At 69.4% G+C, this 21,937-nt stretch carries 19 protein-coding genes; 8 read left to right on the top strand and 11 right to left on the bottom strand.

All coding sequences use genetic code 11. The features are described 5' to 3' along the window. Positions 1 to 15 precede the first annotated feature (15 nt). Entirely contained in the window at positions 16 to 2,808 is a 2,793-nt protein-coding gene (locus tag OU415_RS22255; protein ID WP_270950941.1) for an AMP-binding protein, read from the top strand. Positions 2,809 to 3,130: 322 nt separating this feature from the next. Here OU415_RS22255 and OU415_RS22250 read toward each other — a convergent pair whose 3' ends face one another. The 5 genes from OU415_RS22250 to OU415_RS22230 form a co-directional block, all read right to left on the bottom strand. Beyond that, complete coding sequence (locus OU415_RS22250) at positions 3,131 to 3,874, bottom strand: SDR family NAD(P)-dependent oxidoreductase (protein ID WP_270950939.1); 744 nt, start codon at positions 3,872 to 3,874, stop codon at positions 3,131 to 3,133. A 103-nt stretch (positions 3,875 to 3,977) separates the two neighbouring features. Continuing rightward, positions 3,978 to 5,738, bottom strand: coding sequence for an FAD-dependent oxidoreductase (locus OU415_RS22245; RefSeq protein ID WP_270950937.1), 1,761 nt, complete (start codon positions 5,736 to 5,738; stop codon positions 3,978 to 3,980). Between the two features lie 19 nt (positions 5,739 to 5,757). After that, positions 5,758 to 6,513 carry an SDR family NAD(P)-dependent oxidoreductase gene (locus tag OU415_RS22240; protein WP_270950936.1) on the bottom strand — a complete coding sequence of 252 codons (756 nt, stop codon included), beginning with the start codon at positions 6,511 to 6,513 and terminating at the stop codon, positions 5,758 to 5,760. Then, positions 6,510 to 6,806: a Dabb family protein gene (locus OU415_RS22235; protein ID WP_270950935.1), complete on the bottom strand. Its 297-nt coding sequence runs from the start codon at positions 6,804 to 6,806 to the stop codon at positions 6,510 to 6,512. The genes OU415_RS22240 and OU415_RS22235 overlap by 4 nt, the downstream gene beginning before the upstream one ends. A gap of 245 nt (positions 6,807 to 7,051) precedes the next feature. Continuing rightward, the gene (locus OU415_RS22230; RefSeq protein WP_270950933.1) at positions 7,052 to 7,840 is read right to left on the bottom strand and encodes an IclR family transcriptional regulator; all 789 of its coding nucleotides are present in this window, start codon (positions 7,838 to 7,840) and stop codon (positions 7,052 to 7,054) included. Positions 7,841 to 7,972: 132 nt separating this feature from the next. Between OU415_RS22230 and OU415_RS22225 the strand changes: the two genes are divergently transcribed. From OU415_RS22225 to OU415_RS22220, 3 genes are all read left to right on the top strand, one after another. Then, positions 7,973 to 9,331 carry an MFS transporter gene (locus tag OU415_RS22225; RefSeq protein ID WP_270950932.1) on the top strand — a complete coding sequence of 453 codons (1,359 nt, stop codon included), beginning with the start codon at positions 7,973 to 7,975 and terminating at the stop codon, positions 9,329 to 9,331. A 492-nt stretch (positions 9,332 to 9,823) separates the two neighbouring features. Then, positions 9,824 to 10,117, top strand: a complete 294-nt coding sequence (locus OU415_RS38375; protein WP_351044331.1) for a GntR family transcriptional regulator — start codon at positions 9,824 to 9,826, stop codon at positions 10,115 to 10,117. Next, a complete protein-coding gene (locus OU415_RS22220) occupies positions 10,114 to 10,800 on the top strand; it encodes a response regulator (protein ID WP_270950931.1) in 687 nt (228 codons plus the stop codon). The genes OU415_RS38375 and OU415_RS22220 overlap by 4 nt, the downstream gene beginning before the upstream one ends. A 95-nt stretch (positions 10,801 to 10,895) precedes the next feature. On the opposite strand, the gene OU415_RS22215 is transcribed toward OU415_RS22220, so the two are convergent. Both OU415_RS22215 and OU415_RS22210 read right to left on the bottom strand, forming a co-directional pair. After that, the gene (locus tag OU415_RS22215; protein ID WP_270950930.1) at positions 10,896 to 11,810 is read right to left on the bottom strand and encodes an SHOCT domain-containing protein; all 915 of its coding nucleotides are present in this window, start codon (positions 11,808 to 11,810) and stop codon (positions 10,896 to 10,898) included. A gap of 104 nt (positions 11,811 to 11,914) precedes the next feature. Beyond that, positions 11,915 to 12,211: a carboxymuconolactone decarboxylase family protein gene (locus OU415_RS22210; protein ID WP_408641892.1), complete on the bottom strand. Its 297-nt coding sequence runs from the start codon at positions 12,209 to 12,211 to the stop codon at positions 11,915 to 11,917. Between the two features lie 73 nt (positions 12,212 to 12,284). On the opposite strand from OU415_RS22210, the gene OU415_RS38255 reads away from it, so the two are divergent. Together OU415_RS38255 and ppsA are read left to right on the top strand one after the other, a co-directional pair. After that, positions 12,285 to 12,704, top strand: a complete 420-nt coding sequence (locus tag OU415_RS38255) for a DUF1918 domain-containing protein (RefSeq protein ID WP_333778455.1) — start codon at positions 12,285 to 12,287, stop codon at positions 12,702 to 12,704. Between the two features lie 38 nt (positions 12,705 to 12,742). Further along, positions 12,743 to 15,001: a phosphoenolpyruvate synthase gene (ppsA, locus tag OU415_RS22200; protein ID WP_270950924.1), complete on the top strand. Its 2,259-nt coding sequence runs from the start codon at positions 12,743 to 12,745 to the stop codon at positions 14,999 to 15,001. A 4-nt stretch (positions 15,002 to 15,005) separates the two neighbouring features. Here ppsA and OU415_RS22195 read toward each other — a convergent pair whose 3' ends face one another. The 4 genes from OU415_RS22195 to OU415_RS22180 form a co-directional block, all read right to left on the bottom strand. After that, complete coding sequence (locus OU415_RS22195) at positions 15,006 to 16,001, bottom strand: Acg family FMN-binding oxidoreductase (protein ID WP_270950922.1); 996 nt, start codon at positions 15,999 to 16,001, stop codon at positions 15,006 to 15,008. 119 nt (positions 16,002 to 16,120) lie between these two features. Next, positions 16,121 to 16,636 carry a universal stress protein gene (locus OU415_RS22190; RefSeq protein ID WP_270950921.1) on the bottom strand — a complete coding sequence of 172 codons (516 nt, stop codon included), beginning with the start codon at positions 16,634 to 16,636 and terminating at the stop codon, positions 16,121 to 16,123. A 21-nt stretch (positions 16,637 to 16,657) separates the two neighbouring features. Then, positions 16,658 to 17,314 carry a hypothetical protein gene (locus OU415_RS22185; protein ID WP_270950920.1) on the bottom strand — a complete coding sequence of 219 codons (657 nt, stop codon included), beginning with the start codon at positions 17,312 to 17,314 and terminating at the stop codon, positions 16,658 to 16,660. Positions 17,315 to 17,547: 233 nt separating this feature from the next. Further along, the gene (locus OU415_RS22180) at positions 17,548 to 18,117 is read right to left on the bottom strand and encodes an Rv1733c family protein (protein ID WP_456300264.1); all 570 of its coding nucleotides are present in this window, start codon (positions 18,115 to 18,117) and stop codon (positions 17,548 to 17,550) included. A 215-nt stretch (positions 18,118 to 18,332) separates the two neighbouring features. Between OU415_RS22180 and OU415_RS22175 the strand changes: the two genes are divergently transcribed. Beyond that, entirely contained in the window at positions 18,333 to 20,387 is a 2,055-nt protein-coding gene (locus tag OU415_RS22175) for an NAD(+) synthase (protein ID WP_270950918.1), read from the top strand. A gap of 195 nt (positions 20,388 to 20,582) precedes the next feature. Next, positions 20,583 to 21,937 (top strand): trehalose-phosphatase (gene otsB, locus OU415_RS22170; RefSeq protein WP_270950916.1); only part of this gene is annotated, 1,355 nt, incomplete at its 3' end.

Here is a 21,937-nt window from a genome sequence, read left to right as displayed (position 1 = left end):
CACGGACCACGAATCATGTTCGCGCACGAAGCTCGGCACCACGACGACGAAGAACTCCTGCTGGCTGTGGTCCGCACGCTGGCCGCGGAGCGCCGACCTCCGGACGCAGTAGCGGCAGCGACGCTGGACAGCGATTTCGAGCGCGACCTCGGGCTCGACAGCCTCGCACTCGCGGAGCTGCTGGGACGAGTCGAGAGGACCTTCGGGGTCAAGCTCCAGGAAGGTGTGCTCAGCAGCATCGAGACACCCCGCGATCTTCTCCAGGCGGTACGAGGCGCGTCAGGAGCGGGCGGGCTCCGAGATACCGGCGGCCGGAGTGCTCCGCCCCGGGCAGCGCAGGGGGTTCCCGCCGCTGCAACCACCCTCACCGAAGCGCTGTCCTGGCATGTCCAGGTGCATCCGGATCGGCAGCACGTGCGGGTCCTGCGCGACGACGATGACGAGATTCTCAGCTTCGGCGATCTGCACCGCAGTGCCGCCGTGGTGGCCGCGGGATTGCAGGCTCGCGGCGTGCGGCCTCGAGACACTGTGGCGCTCATGCTGCCCACCAGCGGGGACTACTTCACCAGCTTCACCGGGGTACTCCTGGCCGGCGGGATTCCGGTGCCGATCTACCCACCTGCCCGGCCGTCGCAGCTGGCCGACCACCTCCGCCGCCAGGTGAGCATCCTGGACAACGCCCGAGCGGCTGCGCTGATCACCGAGCCCGCAGCCGCGCGGTTCGAGCGGCTCGTGCGCAGCCACGTCCCCTCCCTCCGGAACGTCCTCACACCTGCTGAGCTGCACGACCACGGCCAGGCCGGCCCCGTCGATCGTGGCCCGGCCGACGTCGCCCTGCTCCAGTACACCTCGGGCAGCACCGGGAACCCCAAGGGCGTTGTGCTCACGCACGCGAACCTGCTGTCCAACATCCGGGCCATGGCCCAAGCCGCACGGGTGTCCACATCGGACGTCTTCATCAGCTGGCTGCCGCTGTACCACGACATGGGGTTGATCGGGGCCTGGTTGTCCTGCCTCTACCTCGGACATCAACTGGTGATCATGCCGCCATCGGCATTCTTGACCAGACCTGCGCGGTGGTTGTGGGCCATCCACACCCACCGGGGAACCCTGTCGGCAGCGCCCAACTTCGCCTACGAACTGTGCCTGCGGGAAATCGACCGGTCCGAACTGGACGGATTGGATCTGAGCTCGTGGCGGATCGCGTTCAACGGCGCCGAGCCGGTGCACGCGGACACCTTGCACAGGTTCACCGAACGCTTCCAGCCGTACGGGTTCCAGCCGGCAGCGATGGTCCCCGCCTACGGACTCGCCGAGGCCTGCGTGGGTCTCACCTTTCCACCCGCAGGGCGCGGGCCCGTCGTGGATCGCGTTGCCCGAGCAGAGTTCGAACGCTCCGGGCAGGCGCTCCCCGCCGCCTCCGACGACCCCGATCCGCTGGCGTACGTAGCCTGCGGCATACCTCTCGTTGGCCACGAAATCCGCATCGTCAGCAGAACCGGCAGCGAGCTCGGCGACCGGCAGGAGGGGCGGATCGAGTTCCGGGGGCCTTCCGCGACCCAGGGCTACTTCCGCAACCCGCAAGAGACCCATGCCCTTATACGTCACGGCTGGCTGGACACCAGCGATCTCGGATACCTCGACGCCGGCGAGCTCTACGTCACCGGTCGGGTCAAGGACCTCATCATTCGTGCTGGACGCAACCTGCACCCGGAAGAACTCGAAGCCGCCGTCGGCGACCTCCCCGGAATCCGGAACGGTTGCGTCGTCGCATTCGCCAGCACCGGGCGCGGGGATGAGCCCGAACGATTCATCGTGATCGCCGAAACCCCTCAGACCGAACCCGCAGTTCTGGCCGGACTTCGAGAACGCATCACCGCCACCGCGATCGACCTCTTCGACGTCGCACCCGACGACGTCGTCCTCGCTCCGCTCGGCTCCGTGCCCAAGACCCCGAGCGGGAAGATTCGCCGCACCGCCAGCCGCGAATCGTACGAGCGGGGCACGATCAGCGCTCCGCCCCGCTCACTGTCGTGGCAGCGGGCGAGGTCTCCGGTGATCGCTGCGATCGCCTGGTCGCGCAGGACCGGACAGCTGATGTCCGTCGCGATCTTCACGGCTTGGTGCTGGTTCCTGGCGGTCGCCATCGGTGGCCCCACGGTCCTCGCAGCTGCGCTGCTCCCCAGAGCCGCACCCGCGATCGCCCGCCAAGCGGCCCGGAGTCTGGCCCGCCTGACCGGCACCCACCTCATCGTGACCGGTGCCGAGCAACTCACCCGCACCCCGAGCAGCATCGTCGTCGCCAACCATGCCAGCTACCTCGACGACATCGCACTGATCGCAGCCCTGCCAGGCCGGTGCACGTTCGTCGCGGCAGAAGTCCTCGCAACCCGACCAGCAGTCGGATTCCTGCTCCGACGGCTCGGCACGCTGTTCGTCGAACGCACCGACCGCGAGCAGGGCGTCACCGACACCGACAGGCTCACCCGCGCGGCACGCGAAGGCCAACAACTCGTCATACACCCGGAAGGGGGCCTCTCCTCCGATCCAGGACTGCGACCATTCCACGCTGGAGCCTTCATCGCGGCGGCCCGCAGCGGGCGACCCGTGATCCCGGTGGCACTGCACGGCACCCGCGACATCCTCAAACCCGGCAACCACCACTTCCGCCACCACAACCCGGTCCACGTGACCATCGGCGAACCCATCCAGCCCAGGGCCCCGGGCTGGGACACCGCCATCGAGCTGGAGCACCGCGCCCGCGCAATGATCGCCGAGCACTGCGGCGAACCCGACCGAACCCAGTAGCCGGCCCCCGGCAGTGGCTGCGCCAGACAGATCGAGCACCGCAGTTTGCGACGGCATTTCGCCGACCAGGCCACCACGAATCTGTCCAGCTCAGTCGGTTGCGATGGAGGGCAGAACTACAGTGGGTTCGCTTGGCTGGCCGGTCAGCGTATCGATTCCAAGGCACCGTGGCCCTTGTTTTTTCGGTCAGACCGGCGGGCATGCGCCATAGATCATCATGCCTGTAGTTACTGCATTTGCTGAGCGCCCTCCAGTCTCCGGAACGCTAAGGCGGCCTGGGGATGCAGAGGCATTATCGGCTCCTTCGCCGTTCACAGTCGGATCATCCGGAGGTGGTGTACCCGCCGTCGACGTACAGCGTTTGGCCGTTGACGAACGCGGCGCGGTCCGAGAGCAGAAACAACACCGCGTCCGCGACGTCGTCCTCGGTGCAGAGCCGCCCGAGCGGGATTGCGTCGGTCATCGACTTCTCGTCGAGCACGCCGTCGCGGACCATCGCCTGGATCAACGGGGTGTTTGTCCACGCCGGACCTACGGCGTTGACCCGGTGGCCGAGCGGGCCCCACTCGGCGGCCAGGGCGTTCGTCAGCCCGGCGACACCGGACTTGGCCGCGGAGTACGCCGCCCGTTCCGGCAGCCCGCGGGCCGCGGCGATGGACGCGATGTTCACGATCGACGCGCCCTCGTCGAGGTGGTCGAAAGCCGCCTGACAGGCGAAAAACGTGCCGCTGAGGTCGACGTCGACGACCAGCCGCCAGTCGGCCTCGGACAGAGTGGCCGAGGGACCGGGTCGGGTCAGCCCAGCACTGTTGACCAGGCCGTGGATCCGCCCGTGTTGCTCGCGGAGCACCGCGAACACCCGGCGCAGCGCGGGCGCGTCGCGTACGTCGACCTCGTGCCGGCTCGCGACGGTGGCGTCGTCGAGTGCCGCCAGCGCCTCCTTCTGGACGTCGATCGCGGCCACCGTCCAGCCCTCGGCGGATGCGCGCTCGGCAACGCGCGCGCCCAGCCCGGAGGCTGCCCCGGTCACAACGACGACGCCCTGACCTTCGGTCGATCCGCTCAAGGCAAGCTCCCCTTCCTCTCCTGGCCGCACTGGGCGGACCTCGCGTGGGCGGCCCGTGTGCGTCGGACCTGCATGTGGTGCTGCCGGCGCGAGCCGGTCCCGGTCAGACGTTCTTGGCCTTCCCACTGCTGGCCTCAGCGGTGCGTGGGCTGCTGTTGGTCGCCGTGAGCGCTGCCCGCTCCGCAGCGTGGCGCGCGATGTCCCGGCCGGTTCGGTAACCAAGGACCATCGCCGGGCCGATGTTCGCGCCGTAGCCCGGGTAGCCGCCGCCGAACACGCTGACCGCGGCGGTGCCCACGGCGTAGAGGCCGGGGACGGGCTGGTTGTCGTCGTCGAGGACTTCGCTTCGGGTGTTGACCGCGAGTCCCGCGTAGGTGCCGAGGTCACCCATCTCGATCTTGACGGCGTAGTACGGGCCCTTGTCGATCGGAGCGAGGTTGGGATTCGGCTTGTGCTCCACGTCCCCCTTGAAGTGGTGGAACCAGTTGGAGCCACGGTGGAACTTCGGGTCCTCACCGCGGGCGGCCCCGGCGTTGAACTCGTCGAGCGTGGCCTGCAGGCGGTCGGCGGGCACGCCGATCTCCTTTGCCAGCGCGGTCACGGTCGGCGCCTTGTGCAGGAAGCCGGAGCGGCGGAAGTAGGTTTGCGGGAACGGCCACGGTTTGGCGTAGCCGATGCCGTAGCGGTGCATGGCCTTCTGGTCGGCGATAATCCAGCCGAAGGTCCCCTCGCGGTCCTTGTCGTTTTTGATCATCTCCACGCCGTAGTCGTGGTAGGACAGCGACTCGTTGGCGAACCGGACGCCGTCGCGGTCGACTGCGATCAGACCGGGTAGCCCGAACGCCCGCAGGTGGGGGAACCAGCGCTTCTGGCCCCGCAGGCCGTGGAACACCGTCACCGGGCCCCAGGACGCGGGCTGGTGCGGCGAGTCGTCGATGTGACCGCCAAAAGGCTGGGCCAGGCGCAGCGAGTCGCCCTCGTGGCCGATGGTCGGCGTGGTGTGGTTCGTGCCCGCTGGGTCATGCGGGAAATACTTTTTGCGTAGGTCGGCGTTGCCCGAGAACCCGCCGGCCGCGATGACGACGCCGAGCTCCGCCCGGATCTCGCCCGAGTGCTCGCCGGAGATCCGCGCACCGGTGACGACGCCGGACTGGTCCCGCAGGATCTCGTCCGCGGTGGTCGAGGTCCACATGCGGATCCCGGCCTCGTCCGCGGCGGCGATCAGCCGGGTCATCAGGGCGTTGCCGTTGGTGCGGTCGTAGGCCCGCTTGTGCAGGATCGTCTCGATCCAGGTCTTGGTCAGCTTGCGCGCGGCGTACCGGAAGGCCTTCAGGTTCTGGTTCGCCTTGAGGAACATGGCGATGTCCGGCCCGATCTCCGGCATGTAGCCGAAAACGGTATAGGACAGCAGGTAGGGCTGGACTCGTAGGCGGTTGCGTCCGAGCATGCGCGCGTCCGCGGCCGGCACGGTGACCGCGCGACCGGATACCTTGGCGCCCGAGGCGTCCATCCGGTAGTCGGGGGCCTTCTCCGGGTAGGTGAATTCGATTCCGGCGTCGTCCTCGAAGAAGGACATGGCTTCGGGCACGGTGTCGAGGAAGCTGCCGACGGCAGCCGCGTCGTAGCTCGCGCCGGCGAGATGCTTGATGTAGGTCTCGGCCTCCTCGCGGGTGTCGCCCTGTGCCACGCCCTGCTTGTTGCCAGGGACCCAGGCCCAGCCACCGGAGATCGCGCTGGTGCCGCCCAGGTACTTGTCCTTGTCCACCACGATCACGCTGTGGCCGTCGTACGCGGCCTTCAGCGCGGTGGAGATGCCCGCGGCGCCCGATCCGATGACGAGGACGTCGGTATTGATGGTCTTCATGCAGTTCTCCTTCGCGGGGTCAGATCGCGGTGTAGCCACCGTCGACGACGAGCTCGGATCCGGTGGTGAACCCGGACTCGTCGGAAGCCAGGTAGAGCACCGCGTAGGCGATCTCGTCGGGCCTGCCCTGGCGGGGCAGTGGGTTTCCGCCAACGAGCTGGCTGTAGTACGCCTCCGGCCCGACCTCCGAGTTCTCAGCGGCGGTACGACTCATCCGGCTTTGCATGGACCCGGGATGCACAGAGTTCACCCGGATCCCGTACTCGCCGTAGGCCGCAGCATCGGCCTTGGTCAGCAGTCGCACCGCTCCCTTCGTGGCGTGGTAGAGCGGGACCGTCTTCCCGCCGGTCAGCCCATGGATGGAGGAGAAGTTGACGATGCTGCCCCGGCCCGCTGCGATCATGTGCGGGACCACTGCGCGAGTCGTGAGCCAGACGCCCTTGACGTTGACGCCGAAGATCGCGTCGAACTCCTCGACGGTCGCCTCGTGCGACGGGGCGGGCCGCCCGATGATCCCCGCGGCATTGACGAGTATGTCGGGTGCGCCGTACTCGTCCACGACCTCAACGACGGCCTGGCCGAGGCTCTCCTCGGAGGTCACGTCGACGATCCGGTCCTTGACCGGGAGCCCGTTCCAGCCGCCCTCGGCGGCCGTCCGATCGAGGTTGACGACCTTTGCCCCGTGCTCGGCGAGCATCCGCGCCGTCGCGCGACCGAGATCACCACTCGCCCCGGTGACGATCGCGGTCTTGCCCGCCACACGCCCGCCGGTCACGTGGCGCTCGCAGGCAGCTTGAAGTCGACCGAGACGATCTGTTCGGCTCCTGCCTTGGACAGCGCGATGGCGGGCTGGTGGGCAGGATGCGCCGTGTAGGTGGCGACGTCCTCGAGCCGGTCGAAGTCGGCGACGATGGCGGCGTCCCAGGAACGGTCGGCGTGGAGCACGTCTGCTCCCACCGAGAGCGACCTGACCTCGGGAATGCGTTCCTGAAGGCCTTCGACGACGTCGAACCACTCGGCCGGGTCCCAATCCGGCTTCCAGCGGAACAGGACGACGTGCCGGATCACCGCGATCCTCCGCCGACAGCCGCCGCAGCCTCGATCCGAACATGACGACGCAGCATGTATGGCCCCTTTACTCGACGACTCCGATCAGTGGACACGCATGGTGCCCGGTCGTCTGCCGACGAGCCGGCGGCACCGCTGTCCGCGTAGACACACAATCGACACCGGGGCGCCGTCGGGGAACGGATGCTCCATTCAATGAAAAATTTGCTGGCGATGAGGGTGACGGCGGGGAGCGTCGCCGCGAGTCAGGTCGGCATCGAGGTGAGGTCGGCGTCGAGCCGGGGATTGGCGCCGAGTGCGCGGGAGATAGAGCGCGACGCTGCGAGGAGAGCGGAGATCTGGGCGGGTGCGTTGCCCTCGTCTGAGGGGACGACGACGTTGAGCGCGGCGACGACGTCATCCCGCGGCCCCCAGATGGGCACAGCAACGCCGGTGGCCCCGACCGTGATGTACCCGTCAGCGACCACGACCCCGCGCCTGCGGGTGTCGGCCAGGAGCCGGCGCAGTGTCGTCGGATCGGTCGGTGTCCGGTCGGTGAACCGCGGATGGGTCGATGCGAGGAGCTGCTCCTGCACGTCCACGGGGGCGTGCGCGAGCAGGACGATCCCTGAGGAGCAGGCGTGAGCCGGGAGCCTGCCGGCCACCCGGATGATGTTGCGGGAGCCGCCCCGGGTGGAGAGTCGCTCCAGGAAGAGTGCCTCCAGGCCGTCCCGGACCGCCAGCTGGGTGTGGTGGCCGACCACGGCGTGCAGGTCCTCCATCACGGGCCTGGCCGCCTCGCGCAGCCCGAGCGCCCGCGAACCGCGGGAGGCCAGCTCCCAGAGGCGGACACCGAGTCGAATCCGGCGGCCGGGAGTGCGCTCCAGGTAGCCCAGCGAGACGAGCTCGTTGACCAGGCGGTGCGCCGTAGCGATGGGCAGCCCGGCGTGCCGGGCGATCTCCGAAACGGTGCGCGTCGTGTTATCGGCGTCGAAACACGACAAGACGCGGTCGACGCGCGTCAGGACTGACTCGCCTGAGGGGGACCGTGCCATGCCCCCATCGTCCTCCAAGCCCGTTTCTCATTCAATGGAGGACCGGTGTCGCGCAAGGAAAGGGGGCTGCACCCTTCCTGTACTCCCGGCCGGGACGAACCCGGCGCTTAGACACAGGCCAAAGGAGATCATGTGTCCGCTGTCGAGCACGGCTCCGCCCTCACCGATCCCGGCTCGGAGGCTCCGCCCAGCGCGAACCACACGCAGCTGGCCCGTCGCGCCTCGCTCGCCGCGTTCCTCGGCAGCCTGCTGGAGTACTACGACTTCTTCATCTACGGGTCCGCGGCCGCCCTCGTGTTCGGCACCATCTTCTTCCCGCAGGGGAACCCGACGGTCGCCACGGTGTTGGCGCTCGCCACCTTCGGCATCGCCTACGTCGCGCGCCCGCTCGGCGCCGTCGTCTTCGGGCACTTCGGCGACCGTGTCGGCAGGCGCGGCGTCCTGCTCGCCACGCTCCTGCTGATGGGAGCCAGCAGCCTGGCCATCGGCTTGCTGCCCACCTACGACTCGGTGGGCGTCGTCTCGCCGATGCTGCTCGTGATCTGTCGGCTGCTGCAGGGACTCTCGGCCGGCGGCGAGGCCGCCGGTGCCAGCACGCTGACCCTTGAGTACGCGCCGGAGGGCCGCCGCGGGTTCTTCACGAGCTTCACGATGGCGGGCTTCGCGGCGGGCATGGTGCTTGCCACGCTGGTGTTCATCCCGGTCGCGGCACTGCCGCGCGACTCCCTGCACGCCTGGGGCTGGCGGATCCCGTTCCTGCTGAGCGTTTTCGTCGTCGCGATCGCCTACCTCATCCGGCGCAGGCTGGAGGAGACCCCCGTTTTCGAGTCGGTGGTCGACGAGCCCGCCGAGGCCGAGGCGCTCCCGCTCGTGACGCTCGTTCGCGAGCAGTGGCGCGATCTGCTGCGCGTGATCGGGTGCTCGCTGTTCGCGGTGTTCCAGTCGCTCTTCGCCGTCTTCACCCTCTCCTACGGGACGTCCGGCGACCTCGGCCTGGACCGGGCGACCCTGCTGTCGGTGTCGGTGGCGGCCAACGCTGTGGCGATCTTCGCGATTCCACTGTGGGCGGCGCTGTCCGATCGAATCGGCCGTCGCCCGGTGTGGGTCTTCGGGGCGCTCACGTCGGCAGCGACCTTCGCCGCCTACCTGTGGGCATTGGGCACTGGATCGATGGTCCTGATCTTCGTGATCGGAATTCTGCACGCCGGCGTCGCCTACAGCGCGGTGAACGGGATCTGGCCAGCGTTCTTCACGGAGATGTTCGACGCCCGCGTGCGCTACACCGGCTTCGCGATCGGCACCCAGATCGGCTTCCTCATCGCCGGCTTCTCGCCCTCGATCGGCGTCGCGATCATGGGTGAGGGCGGCTCGGCCTGGGTTCCGGTCGCGGTCTTCGCAGCGATCTGTGGCGTCGTCTCGGCGATCGCGGCGTTGACCGCGCGCGAGACCAGCCGCACGCCGGTCATGGAGCTGGGGCGGGTTCCCGCCTGAGGACCGGGAACGTTCGGCGCCCCGGACGCGTTGCACTGCCGACGCGACACCGCCCAACGCATTCGGGACCGCGGCGGCCACTACATCCTGACGATCAAGGCCAAACCAGCCGGGTTTACAGAAACGTGTGAAAAGCCTTCCCTGGAAAGACATTCCATCCCTGGCCGTGGCCAGCGAACGCGGGCACGGCCGACAGGACACCCGTACTCTCAAAGCCACCACGATCTCCACCGGCATCGGTTTTCCAGGTGCGGCCCAGGTCCTGCGGTTGACCCGGACCCGCACCCTGCGTGGCAGCGGGAAACGGACTCGCGAAACCGTCTACGCCGTCACCAGCTTCGCGGTCATCGAGGCCGCGGGACTCCCACATACACCAACGATGTTTACCTGTTGACCTGCACAAACAAACCACTACATCTAGAGAGGTTCACATTCACAGACCTATATAAAGGTCCATATCCACGGAGCGAGCGAATCAACCACGACGGCCCGGTGACGTTGTGGCGGCAGGTCGCCAGCGACGTAGCCGCCGATATCGCGTCGGGCGCCCTGGAAGCAGGCTCGCATATGCCGACCGAGCTTGAGCTAGCAGAGATCTACGACGTGGCTCGCGGGACGGTTCGCCGGGGGTCGTGGACCTCGTCGAACGTGGTGCGATCGTCGTGGTTCATGGCCGGGGCACTTTCGTGGCCACCGGTCAATGACGCCTCGGCCCAGCCGTCGCCGAACGCAGGTTCGGCAGGGCCGGGCGGCGATCGGGCGGTTATTAGTATGCTGGCACCATGACCAGCGGAGGTCCTGCCGGGAGCGGCGCGACCACGGTGTTCTTGGTAGACGACCACGAGATCGCCCGAATCGGTGTGGCCGACCTGCTGGATGCGGAACCCGATCTCACCGTGGTCGGGCAGGCGGCATCGGTCCGCGAGGCGCTGGCCCGGATCCCGCCGCTGCAGCCGAACGTGGTGGTATTGGACGTGCGACTGCCAGACGGCAACGGCGTCGAGCTGTGCCGGGAGTTGCGCTCCCGGCTGCCGAAGGTGAACTGCCTGATGCTGACCGCCTACCCCGACGAACAAGCCATGCTCGATGCGATCCTCGCCGGGGCTGCCGGATACCTTCTCAAAGACATCAAGGACACCAAACTGGTCTCAGCCGTGCGCACTGCCGGCGCAGGCGAACACCTGCTGGGCGAGCGGGCAACAGCGGACCTGGTGGCGAACCTGCAAGCAAAGCTGGACGAATCGGCCGAGCTTCCCGGACTGACCAGCCAGGAGCGCATTCTGCTCGACCTCATCGGGCAGGGCCTGACCAACAGACAGATCGCAGAACGGATGTTCTTGGCGGAGAAGACCGTCAAGAACTACGTCTCCCGCTTGCTGAGCAAGCTGGGGGTCGCGCGGCGAGCCCAAGCGGCCGTGATCGCCACCGAACTCCACCACCATCACCACCGGCCCTACGACTGGCGCTGAACCCGCATCCACGGCAGGCCACCAACCGGCAAGAGTGATCGGCTAGGAGCCTGTCTTGATATATCTCGCGGAGCATCGAAGATCGAAGCCAGGCGCTAGGACTGGTGGGCGGGAGCGTCCTGCATGGCGATGAACTGCCCGTGCCAGCTGTGGTACCAGACGGCTCCGGTCCTGGCGTTGACCGACAGCATCCCGGCGATCTGATCCCCGCGGAGGGCGTGCAGCGTGTAGTAGCCGGGGAATGCGGTGGGATCGGTCGCGTGCAGGCCGGTGTTGTTCTGCGCCAACCACTGATCGGCGATCTGCTCGGCTTGCTCAGCGGTCACGGTGGGCGGCCTGCCCCGGACAGGCGCGGGCATCATCCCGTAGGCGCTGTTCCACATCATCGCCGGCCCGGGTTCGAGGAACACCGCACCGCTGGCCGGGTCGATGAGGACCTCGGTGGCACCGTGCCCACCGGGATCAAGGAGTTCCGCGTAATAACCGTTGCTGAACTGCATGACCTCGCCGGTGTGCAGGCCACGCTGCTGCCCGAACTCGTCAGAGGCCCGGCGAGCATCGTCGAAGTTCGCCACGGCCGCCGGTGCGGTCTGGCTCGGCAGACCGCCGTTACCGGGCATCATGGGCATGCCGTACCCGGGCGCCGCCGGCTGACCGGGACTGACCGCCCGCCACCCGCCAACCCCACCGACGACCCAGACCACCGAAGCGACCAACGCCGCGACGGCGAGGACCAGCACGGTCAGCGGCAGCCGACGGCCGCGCAACGCAGCCCTCGCAGCAGAAGCCCGGTGCCGCAGTGCTAGCGCTTCTCGCGCTCGGTGGTAGGCGTCTTCGTCGATCTCATCTGCGGCGAACCGGCGCGCCAGGGTTTCCTCGGGTGTGTCCCGTTGAACACGGCTACCCGCACCGCTGGGGATCAACAGGAAGACAGCCCAGCCGATCAAGCCGATCAGCACGATCCACACCAACGGCAGGAACGTCATCCCCGGCCCATAACCCCACATCATCTCGGGTCACCCTTCCCAGCCCGTGCAGTGCATGTTCCGGCACTCCACGCGCGACCGGAAGAGCCGATGGGCCCGCGACGCTGGAACGGGGGCGGACCAGACGATCACTCCTGAGTCCGGCCTCCAGCGGAATGGGTGTTGTAGAACTCGGTGAACGCGTCGTAGGCCCGCGCCCCGTAAACCGTGGCGGGCCCCCCGTTCATCAAGAAAGCAACGCCGATCACCTCAGCTGCTTCTGGTGGTGTCGCACCGCGCTGGACGGCTGCATGGGCGTGCGCGGCGATGCAGCCGTCGCACTCCTTGCTCACCGCGATGGCTAGAGCGACCAGCTCCTTGGTCTTGGCATCCACCGCACCCGGAGCGAGCGCAGCGTCGTGCAGCTGCCGGTAACCCTCGTACACCTCCGGTATCGCATGCCGGAGCTCACGAGTGCGAGGCCTCAGCTCGTCCCGAATCGCCGAACCATAGCCAACCATGCCACCGCACCCCCAACCTGCCGCGAGCAGCACATGTGCGCTGCTTGCCCAGGATGCACCCGGACCTGGGGCCTGCCGCAACACGTCTCGAGCGACCCGGGGTTCGTGGTTTCGGAGTCCTTCGGCACTCGTCCGGCTTGCTTCGCGGGCGCGAGACTGGAGATGGGAGTGTTGTCGAGGGATTCGCATGCGTGCGGAAGTGGGCGACTGGTTGGTCGTCGAGGCGGTCCACCTGGGTGGACATCGTCGCCAGGGGCAGATCGTCGAGGTGTGCGGCCGAGAAGGTGGTGAGCCCTTCCGGGTTCACTGGCTCGACGACGGTCGGGTGACCTTGTTCTTCCCCGGTCCGGACACGCACCTCGAGCATCACCTTCCCCACCATCTGAAGTTGAACGTCGGTCGGAGCACGAGCCTCTGACGCCGCGTCAGCGGAGGCCTGTTGGTTGCGAGGTGGCCATGTCGTGGATTCGCTGGCTCGGCGAGCTCGGTCTGGCGGACGTGCCCGCGGCCGGGGGCAAGGGAGCGAACCTGGGCGAGCTCACCAGCGCCGGATTCCCGGTCCCGCCGGGGTTCGTCGTCACCGCCGACGCCTACCGCGCCTGCATGTCGGAAGCTGGTGCGCAGCCGGAACTCGACCGGTTGCTGGCCGAGGCCGGCGGTTCCGTCGACGACTCCGATGCGCTCAGCGAAGCCTGTGCTCGGCTGCAACGTCTGGTGCACCAAGCGGGCATGGAGGCCCCGGTGCGCGCTGCGCTGCTCGATGCTTACGACGAGCTCGATGGCAACTGCCGGGTCGCGGTGCGGTCGTCGGCCACCGCGGAGGACGCTCCGGACGTCTCCTTCGCCGGCGTAAACGAGAGCTTCACCAACGTCGTCGGCGCCGACGAGCTGGCCGCGCGGGTGGTCGACTGTTGGGCATCCCTGTTCAGCCCCCGCGCGATCGTCTACCGCACCGCGCAGCGCGTGCTCGAGGCACCTGCGATGGCCGTCATCGTGCAGCAGATGGTGGACGCGGACCGCTCCGGCGTGGCGTTCACCGCGAACCCGGCGAGCGGGGCGAACGACGAGATGCTGGTGGAGGCCGGTTTCGGACTCGGCGAATCCGTCGTCAGCGGTGCCGTGGAGCCCGACACCTACACGATCCGAAAGGCCGACGCCCAGCTCCAGCACGTCAACGTCGGCCGCAAGGACTTCAAGATCGTGCGCGAGGCGGACGGCCGACAGGTCCGGGTCGCGGTCGGGCCGGAGGAGAGCGATCAGCGGGTGCTCAGCGACGGCGAGATCACCGATCTCGCACACCTGCTCGCCCAGGTGGAGCACCACTACCAGAGCCCGCAGGACGTGGAATGGGCGATCACCGACGGCACCTGGTGGCTGGTGCAGTCCCGCCCGATCACGACGCTCCGGCATCGACTCCCCGCCGAAGCAGGCGCGCTGCTCGTGTCCGGACTCGGAGCGTCCTACGGCACGGCTTCGGGCGCAGTTCGGGTGATGCAGTCCCCCAGCGAAGGCGGGGCGCTGCAGTCCGGCGAAGTGCTGGTCGCGCCCATGACCGCGCCGGACTGGCTGCCGGCCATCCGCAAGGCCGCTGCGCTGGTCACCGACAGCGGCGGGATGACCTGCCACGCCGCGATCGTCGCGCGGGAACTGGGGCTGCCGTGCGTGGTGGGCACCCGCACGGCCACCAGGACCCTGCGCGACGGCATGCAAGTCACCGTCGACGGGGCGAACGGCACCGTGGCCGAAGGCGTCGTCAGCGCTCCCCGGCAGCCCGTCGAGGTGGTCCAGGCCCCAGCGGTTTCCGCGCCTTCCCCGGTCACCCGGATCTACCTCAACCTGGCGATGCCCGACCAAGCTGAGCGAGCTGCTGCGCTGCCCGTGGACGGCGTGGGATTGCTGCGCGCGGAATTCCTGCTCACCGAGGCGCTCGGCGGTGAGCATCCCGGACGCATGCTCGCGGCCGGGCGGGAAGGAGCGGTGACCGGCGCGATCGCCGAAGCGCTGTCCACCATCGCGACGGCGTTCTTCCCCCGGCCGGTCGTCTACCGCGCAGCGGACTTCCGCAGCAACGAGTTCCGCCACCTCACCGGCGGGGACGACTTCGAACCGGTCGAGGACAACCCGATGATCGGCTACCGCGGCTGCTACCGCTACGTGCGCGATCCGTCGCTGTTCCGGGTGGAGCTCGCCGCTCTCGCGCGGGTGCGCGAGAAGACCCCCAACCTGCACCTGATGATCCCGTTCGTGCGGACCCGCTGGGAGTTGCAGAAGTGCCTGGACGAGATCGACCGCAGCCCGCTCGGCGACTCCACCGGGCTGCACCGGTGGGTGATGGCCGAGGTGCCGTCCGTGCAGCACTGGCTGCCGGAGTACGCGCGCATGGGCATCGACGGGGTTTCCATCGGCAGCAACGACCTCACCCAGCTCGTGCTCGGCGTCGACCGCGACTCCGAGCTGTGCGCGCCGCTGTTCGACGAGTCCGATCCCGCGGTGCTGGACGCGATCGGCACCATCATCGGCGCGGCCCGCCGGGCCGGGATCACCTCGTCGCTGTGCGGCCAAGCACCGTCCAACGACCCGGAGTTCGCCGAGCACCTGGTCCGGCTGGGCATCACGTCGATCTCGGTCAACGCCGACGCGGTGCCCGCCGTGCGGCAGGCCGTGGACGTGGCCGAGCGCAAGATCCTGCTGGAGGCGGCCAGGACCCGGCTCTGACCGGTCAGTCCCCCGGGAACAGCGGTTCGACGACTTCCGACAGCCGGCGGCGCGGGGTGAGCGGTCCGGGGAACTCGTGGGTGACCGGCCAGCCGATGCGGATCACCAGCTGCGGATTGCCGCTGCCGCCGAGGACCTCCGCCCGGACCTCGTTGCGGGATGCGGCGACCTCGCCGATCTGGCTCAACGTGCACGTCGCCAAGCGCTGCTCGGTCGCGCTCAGCAGCACCGCGCTCAACGCCTCGCCCGCGGCCAGCCAGTCGTCGAAGGTGTCGCCGCGGGTGGACAGCACCGCCAGCACCGCGCCGTCGTCCAGGATCGGCACCGGCAGCTCCCCCTCGGCCACCAGCGAGAAGTCCCGTTCGGGCATGCCGCGCAGGTGTTCGGCGGGGATGCTGCGCGCCGGCACTCCCTCGGCGGACGCGTGCCTCCCCGACCAAGCGGCGAGTTCCTGCTGGTACTCGGGTTGTCTGCGCTGCACCGACCCGGCGTGCTCGATGGCCAGCTCCACCTCCCGGCGATCCCGGTCCGCGAGCGCGAAGGTGAGCGTGCAGGACTCCAGCCCCGCGACTTCGCGCAGCGGTGCGAGGACTTCCTGCGGCACCTGGTCGGTCAGGAAGGGGCGCCGGTCGCTGCGCCGCTCCGCCGCCGCTGCTGCCAGCGCCTCCACGTGCGGGTCGACCTCGGCCAGTTCGGAGAACTCGATGGACGCCAGGTGTTCGGGCTGCGCCGGGTTCGGCAGGCGGTGCACCCGGGCCAGCCATCCCTCGGCGGCGAACGCGATGCGGGCGTGGTTGAGGGCCGCACCGCAGCTGATCACCATCTCCCGCCCCGTCGGGTCGATCGTCGGCAGGAGCCGGGACCGGTCGAGGTGCAGGTGCGCCGAGTGCTCGGCCAGCTTCCACCGCCACGGCTGGCTGTTGTGCACCGACGGCGCCCGGCACGCCAGGGCCAGCGCGGCGCGCATCGTCTCCTGCGACGGGACCGTTCTTCCTGACATCGCGCCACTCCCCCTCGGTTTCGCCTCCGCCGCTGCCGGGGTACCCGCGACGCGTCCGGCCGGAACGGGGCCGATGCGCGGGAAACCTCTTCGCGCGCAAGGGGAATGACCTTCCCGGCTCAGCCGAGCACCGGGTCGGTGGCGGCGGCACCAGGTGACGTCTGCTCGTCGAAGCCCACCGGCATCCGCGCGGGGACGATCAGCACCGGGCACCTCGCCTCGTGGATGCACTTGAGCGCCGTACCGCCCAGCAGCGCTTCGGAAACACGGCTCCGGCCGCTGTCCCCCAGCACGAGCAGCCCGGCGTGCGCCGAGCGTTCGGTGAGCACCTCCGCCGCATCGCCCTCGACGAGTTCGACGTGCAGCTCCGGCGTCGTGGCCCCGGCCAAACTCACCCGCGCAACGCGGTTCAGCGACTGCCAGTGCCGTTCCCGCACGTCATGCGGTGTCTGGTCCGGCCGCATCAGCAGCGGCCCCGGCCCGGCGAGAACCGCCCTGGACTCCCAGGCCATGATCGCGTGCACCGGAAGGCACCGCCGCCGCGCCTCGACCAAGGCCCAGCGCAACGCCCGCACGCTGGCCTCAGATCCGTCCACTCCCACCACGACTGCCTCGCGGTGGCTCCCGGCTCCCACTTCACACCTCCGCCGGAACCGTCACCCGCTCCCGGCATCCGGTCGCACTGCTCGCTTCGCCGCAGTGCGGAGGGTGGCGCGCATGATAGCCCTGACGAAGGGCCGCACCGTGCGCCAGTACAAGGTGAAGATCCGGCGGGTGATCGGGTCGTCAAGCATGGTGCGGACATCGTAGGTCGCGATGCTGCCGCCGCGACCGTACGGACGCACGGAGAACGCCATGGCGATCTTGCCGCGCCCCGGCTTCCCGTACCCCGGAAACTCCACCGCCGAGATCTCCTCCATCCGCACGATCGGCGTCCAGAACCGCCCCACCGCACCGAAAACCACCTCGCGGCCCGGTTGTTCACCCAGCAGCACCCACTCACCGCTGGTGCACAGGTCGTCGAACGTGAGCCGCGTCGGTTCCCGAGGCGGAACACGGCGTTCGATCCGCTCCGGCAGCCCCCGCATCCACCACGCGAAATCCGCGATCCGCGAGTGGATGTCGAGCAGGTCCAGATACCGCAGCGCCCGGTACATCTCCTCCGGCGGAGCATCGGTCACCACGTGTTCAGCCACACCGACGTCGCAGCGCGGCGCGAAGTCGTCGATCGTCACCGAGCGCTCGGTGACCTCCCAAGTCGGCGATTCGACGCCAGGAGGACGCATCCGCGTCTCATCAGTCCTGTCACCCATGTCCTCACCTCCGTTCCGGGAGGGCACCCCCGACCGTGGAACACCCGCCGCAGCCCGGCTAGAGGCGATGGTCACGAGGTCTTCGCGGCCTTCCACTGCCCCGACGCGGCGCTGAACGACCTCACCTCGTCCCACGCCGACGAGGTCACCGGATGCCCCGAGTACAAGGGCACCGCAGCGCCGAGCCGCAGCCCGGAAGCACCCGGGATTGACGCAGTGCACCACCCGACGGCTCAGTACTGCTGGCGGCGGGTCCACTTCGGCCCGACGACTTCCCACTCCCTGGCCCAGGAACGGATTCCCAGCGCCTCTCCCGCAGCCCGGGCGCCGGCGATGAGCGCGATGCACACCACTTCTCCCGCCGCCCACGCACCGAAGGCCGTCCCGGTGGCCGCATCGTGGATCTGCCGTTCGCTCCGCGGCGGCGTCGAGAGCCGGTCCGAGGTGTCGACCCACAGCGGGACCGCGCTGCCCACGACGGTGCTCGGCGCCACCGAGGCCGTCGCGAAGTGCGGAGCTCCGTCCGCTCCCGTCCACCGCACCTCGGCCGAGTAGCGCTGGGGTTTGACATCAGTACCGGTCTCGACCGCATCGGGCGTGGGCGGGCTGAGCACGGTGGCATCGACCTGGTGCCGCGTGGCAGCGGCGGCTGCGGCAGCGCGCAAACCCGCGTCGTAGGACGTCTCCCCCGCCACCACCGCCGCGACCGGGACACCGAGCAGGCCGATGAGGAGCAGTCCGAGGATCAACGCGGTCACGACCTTGTCCGAGCGGCGCCGAAGCGGATTCGACGTCAGCCCCATCGTTCGCGCAAACCGGCGGAAGTTCATCGGACGCTCCTGCAGCGGGCTACTTCCAGGCTGTTCGCCTTTCGGTTCCCGCTTAAGGGTCCTTCGTCCCCGGCCGCCGTCAGCGCGGCTAGACCGTGCGTCCACCCCTCGTCGAGCGCTGGCACGACCGGTCGGTCGCACCGCGTTGAGCGAGACTGGGGAAGCTCGTTGGAACCGGGGTGTCCGCGATGGCTGGCTTCGAATCTCTGTACCGGCACGGTTTCGCGCGGGTCGCCGCAGGCGTGCCCGTGGTCGGCGGTGCCGACCCCGAGCTCAACGCCGACCGCACCATCGAGCTGGCACGACGCGCGGCCGCCGACCACGCGGTGCTCGCGCTCTTCCCCGAGCTGGGCTTGTCCTCCTACAGCATCGACGACCTGTTCCACCAGGACGCGCTGCTGGACGCCGTGCTGTCCGGGCTGCGCCGCGTGGTGTCCGCGAGCAGCGAGCTGAACAGCGCGCTCGTGGTGGGCGCACCGCTGCGCTTCGGCGATCGGCTGTTCAACTGCGGAGTGGTGGTCCACCGCGGCGCGGTGGTCGGCGTGGTCCCCAAGAGCTACCTGCCCACCTACCGGGAGTTCTACGAGAAGCGCTACTTCGCGGCCGCCCGCGACGCCCTCTCCGGGCACGTGAGCTTGCTCGGCGACGACGTGCCGTTCGGCAACGACCTGCTGTTCGACGCGCCTCAGCTGCCAGGGTTCACCTTCCACGTCGAGATCTGCGAGGACCTGTGGGTGCCGGTACCGCCCAGCACCTGGGCCGCGCTGGCCGGCGCCCACGTCCTGATCAACCTCTCGGCCAGCAACATCACCGTCGCCAAGGCCGACTACCGGCGCCAGTTGTGCGCCGCGCACTCGGCTCGCTGCATCGCCGCGTACCTCTACGCCGCAGCGGGCCCCGGCGAGTCCACCACGGACCTGGCGTGGGACGGGCACGCGCTGATCCACGAGAACGGTGCGGCACTGGCCGAGAGCGACCGCTTCAGCTCCGAGGCGCAGCTGGTCACCGCCGACGTGGACCTGGAACGGCTGGTGCAGGACCGGATGCGGATGACCAGCTTCGCCGACGCCGCGCACGACCACCCGGACCACGTGCGCGGAATTCGCCGGGTGCGCCTGGACCTCGCCCCGCCGGCGGGCCCCGCCGTGCTGCGCCGCGAAATCCCGCGGTTCCCCTACGTGCCCTCCGATCCGGCGACCCTGGGCGAGCGGTGCCGGGAGATCTACCACATCCAGACCCAAGGCCTGGTCCGGCGACTGGCCGCGACCGGCGGCGACAAGGTCGTGATCGGCGTTTCCGGCGGACTGGACTCCACCCAGGCGCTCATCGTGGCCGCGCGGAGCATGGACCGGCTCGGGCTGCCCCGCCGCAACGTCCTCGCGTACTCCCTGCCCGGTTTCGCCACCAGCGAGCGGACCCGCCGCAACGCGCACCGCTTGATGGCCGCGTTGGAAGTCACCGCCGGTGAGATCGACATCCGGCCGTCGGCGATGCAGATGCTGCGCGACCTCGACCACCCGGCGGCGCGCGGCGAACCCGTCCACGACATCACCTACGAGAACGTGCAGGCCGGGGAGCGCACGTCCCACCTGTTCCGGCTGGCCAACCAGCACGGCGCCCTCGTGGTGGGCACCGGTGACCTCAGCGAGATCGCGCTGGGCTGGAGCACCTACGGCGTCGGCGACCACATGTCGCACTACAACGTCAACGCCTCGGTGCCCAAGACGCTGGTCCGGCACCTGATCCGCTGGACCATCGACACCGAGCAGTTCAGCAGCACCGCCGGCGAAGTGCTGAAGTCCATCGTGGACACCGTGATCTCACCGGAGCTCGTCCCCGCCGAACGGCCCGGAGCGGAGCAACCGGAGCAGAGCTCGGAATCGGTCATCGGCCCCTACGAGCTGCAGGACTTCCACCTCTACCACCTGCTGCGGTTCGGGTACCGCCCCAGCCGCATCGCCTACCTCGCGCACCACGCGTGGGGCGACCGCGACCGGGGCAGCTGGCCGCCGCTGATCCCGCCGGACGAGCGCAACGAGTACGACCTGCCCACCATCAAGCACTGGCTGGCCGTGTTCCTGCACCGGTTCGTCCAGACCAGCCAGTTCAAGCGCTCGGCACTGCCCAACGGCCCCAAGATCGGCTCCGGTGGCGCGCTGTCACCGCGCGGCGACTGGCGCGCCCCCAGCGACGCGACCGCCCGCGCGTGGCTCGACGAGCTGGACCGCGACGTCCCCGGCTGACGGTGCCCGGTGGACACCACGACCGCCCTGCTGCACTTCGCCACCGCGCTGCTTCGCGCTCCGGTTGGCGGCGCTGCTCCTGCTGCCCGCCGCCGCAGTGGCCGCGGGGATCGTCGTGACCGGTTGACCGCTCGGTGGGAGCGGGAGCGGAAGTGGGTATTCCGCGAGCACGCCGATTCCAGGTGTGGAGCAGTCATGGTCGCAACCAGCATCGATCCGAACCTCCACCGCGCCGTGCTGTTCGGCATGGACGGGGTGTTGACCGACACCGCGCGGCTGCATTCCGCAGCGTGGAAAGGCCTGTTCGACCAGTACCTGGCCGAGCGCGCCCCGAACCCGGCGGAGGACCACCGCCCGTTCACCGACGACGACTACCGCCACCACGTCCACGGCAAGCCGCGCGTCGACGGCGTGCTGGACTTCCTGCGCTCCCGCGGGATCTGGCTGTCCCGCGGCGATGCGGACGACGAGCCCGGGGAGGAAACGGCCCACGGCCTGGGCAAGCTCAAGGACGCGCACTTCTCGGCTGCGCTCGACGCGCAGGGCGTCGAGGTGTTCGCCGACGCCATCTCGCTCGTCGAGTCGCTGCACCAGCACGGCATCGAAACCGCCGTGGTCTCCGCGAGCCGCAACTGCGCCCGCGTGCTCGAACGAGCCGGCATCGGGCACCTGTTCGGCGTCCGCGTCGACGGCCTGGTCGCAGCGGGGCTGGAGTTGTCCGGCAAACCCGATCCCTCGCTCTTCCTCGAAGCCGCCCGGCGGCTGGGCGCACCACCATCTCGGACAGCAGTGGTGGAGGACGCCGAAGCAGGCGTCGCGGCGGCCCGCGCCGGTGGCTTCGCGCTGGTCGTCGGCATCGACCGCACGGGCCTGCCGAGCAGTCTGGTCGACGCGGGGGCGGACGTGGTGGTGTCCACCCTGGCCGACGTCACCGTCGCGGCGTCCGGGCAGCGGCGGCTGTCCGAGGTCCCCGACGGGCTCGAGCGCTGGGACGAGATCACCACCCGGTTGCGAGGCCGTCGCCCGGTGCTGCTGCTGGACTTCGACGGCACCCTCGCACCGATCCGCAAAGATCCGACGAAGGTCTCGCTGCCGGTGCCGACCCGCACGGCGCTGCAGGACCTCGTCCACCGCTGCCCGGTGGCGGTGATCAGCGGCCGTGACCTCAGCGACGTGCGCTGCAGGGTGCGGGTCGAGGGCATCTGGTACGCGGGCAGCCACGGGTTCGAGCTGGTCGGGCCCAGCGGCGAGCCGGTCGCGCAGCAGGCGGGCGAAGCCGCGCTGCCCGCTCTCGACGTGGCCGAGCAACGCCTGTCCGCCGAGCTGGAACCGGTGACCGGCGCGCTGGTCGACCGCAAGCGGTTCGCGCTCGCCGCGCACTACCGCAACGTTCCCCCGGACGAGGTGGACCGGGTGATCGCCGTCGTGCGGCAGGTCGGTGCGGAACTCGCCGGCCTGCGCGTGGCCCACGGCCGCAAGGTGGTCGAGCTGCTGCCCGACATCGACTGGAACAAGGGCCGGGCGCTGCGCTGGCTGCTGGAGCGCAGCGG

This window comes from Saccharopolyspora oryzae (genome assembly GCF_027853915.1).
In the GTDB taxonomy this organism is placed as follows: domain Bacteria; phylum Actinomycetota; class Actinomycetes; order Mycobacteriales; family Pseudonocardiaceae; genus Saccharopolyspora; species Saccharopolyspora oryzae.
The sequence above is the reverse complement of the archived record's forward strand: the minus strand, read 5'-3'. Positions and strand labels throughout refer to the sequence as shown.

Coding starts and splice junctions, on each gene's coding strand:
- OU415_RS38255 (WP_333778455.1), top strand. CDS start 12,285: ATGCCACCGCACCCCCAACCTGCCGCGAGCAGCACATGTGCGCTGCTT.
- OU415_RS22215 (WP_270950930.1), bottom strand. CDS start 11,810: ATGATGTGGGGTTATGGGCCGGGGATGACGTTCCTGCCGTTGGTGTGG.
- OU415_RS22255 (WP_270950941.1), top strand. CDS start 16: ATGTTCGCGCACGAAGCTCGGCACCACGACGACGAAGAACTCCTGCTG.
- OU415_RS22220 (WP_270950931.1), top strand. CDS start 10,114: ATGACCAGCGGAGGTCCTGCCGGGAGCGGCGCGACCACGGTGTTCTTG.
- OU415_RS22175 (WP_270950918.1), top strand. CDS start 18,333: ATGGCTGGCTTCGAATCTCTGTACCGGCACGGTTTCGCGCGGGTCGCC.
- OU415_RS22185 (WP_270950920.1), bottom strand. CDS start 17,314: ATGGGTGACAGGACTGATGAGACGCGGATGCGTCCTCCTGGCGTCGAA.
- OU415_RS22195 (WP_270950922.1), bottom strand. CDS start 16,001: ATGTCAGGAAGAACGGTCCCGTCGCAGGAGACGATGCGCGCCGCGCTG.
- ppsA (WP_270950924.1), top strand. CDS start 12,743: ATGTCGTGGATTCGCTGGCTCGGCGAGCTCGGTCTGGCGGACGTGCCC.
- OU415_RS22230 (WP_270950933.1), bottom strand. CDS start 7,840: ATGGCACGGTCCCCCTCAGGCGAGTCAGTCCTGACGCGCGTCGACCGC.
- OU415_RS22180 (WP_456300264.1), bottom strand. CDS start 18,117: ATGGGGCTGACGTCGAATCCGCTTCGGCGCCGCTCGGACAAGGTCGTG.
- OU415_RS22245 (WP_270950937.1), bottom strand. CDS start 5,738: ATGAAGACCATCAATACCGACGTCCTCGTCATCGGATCGGGCGCCGCG.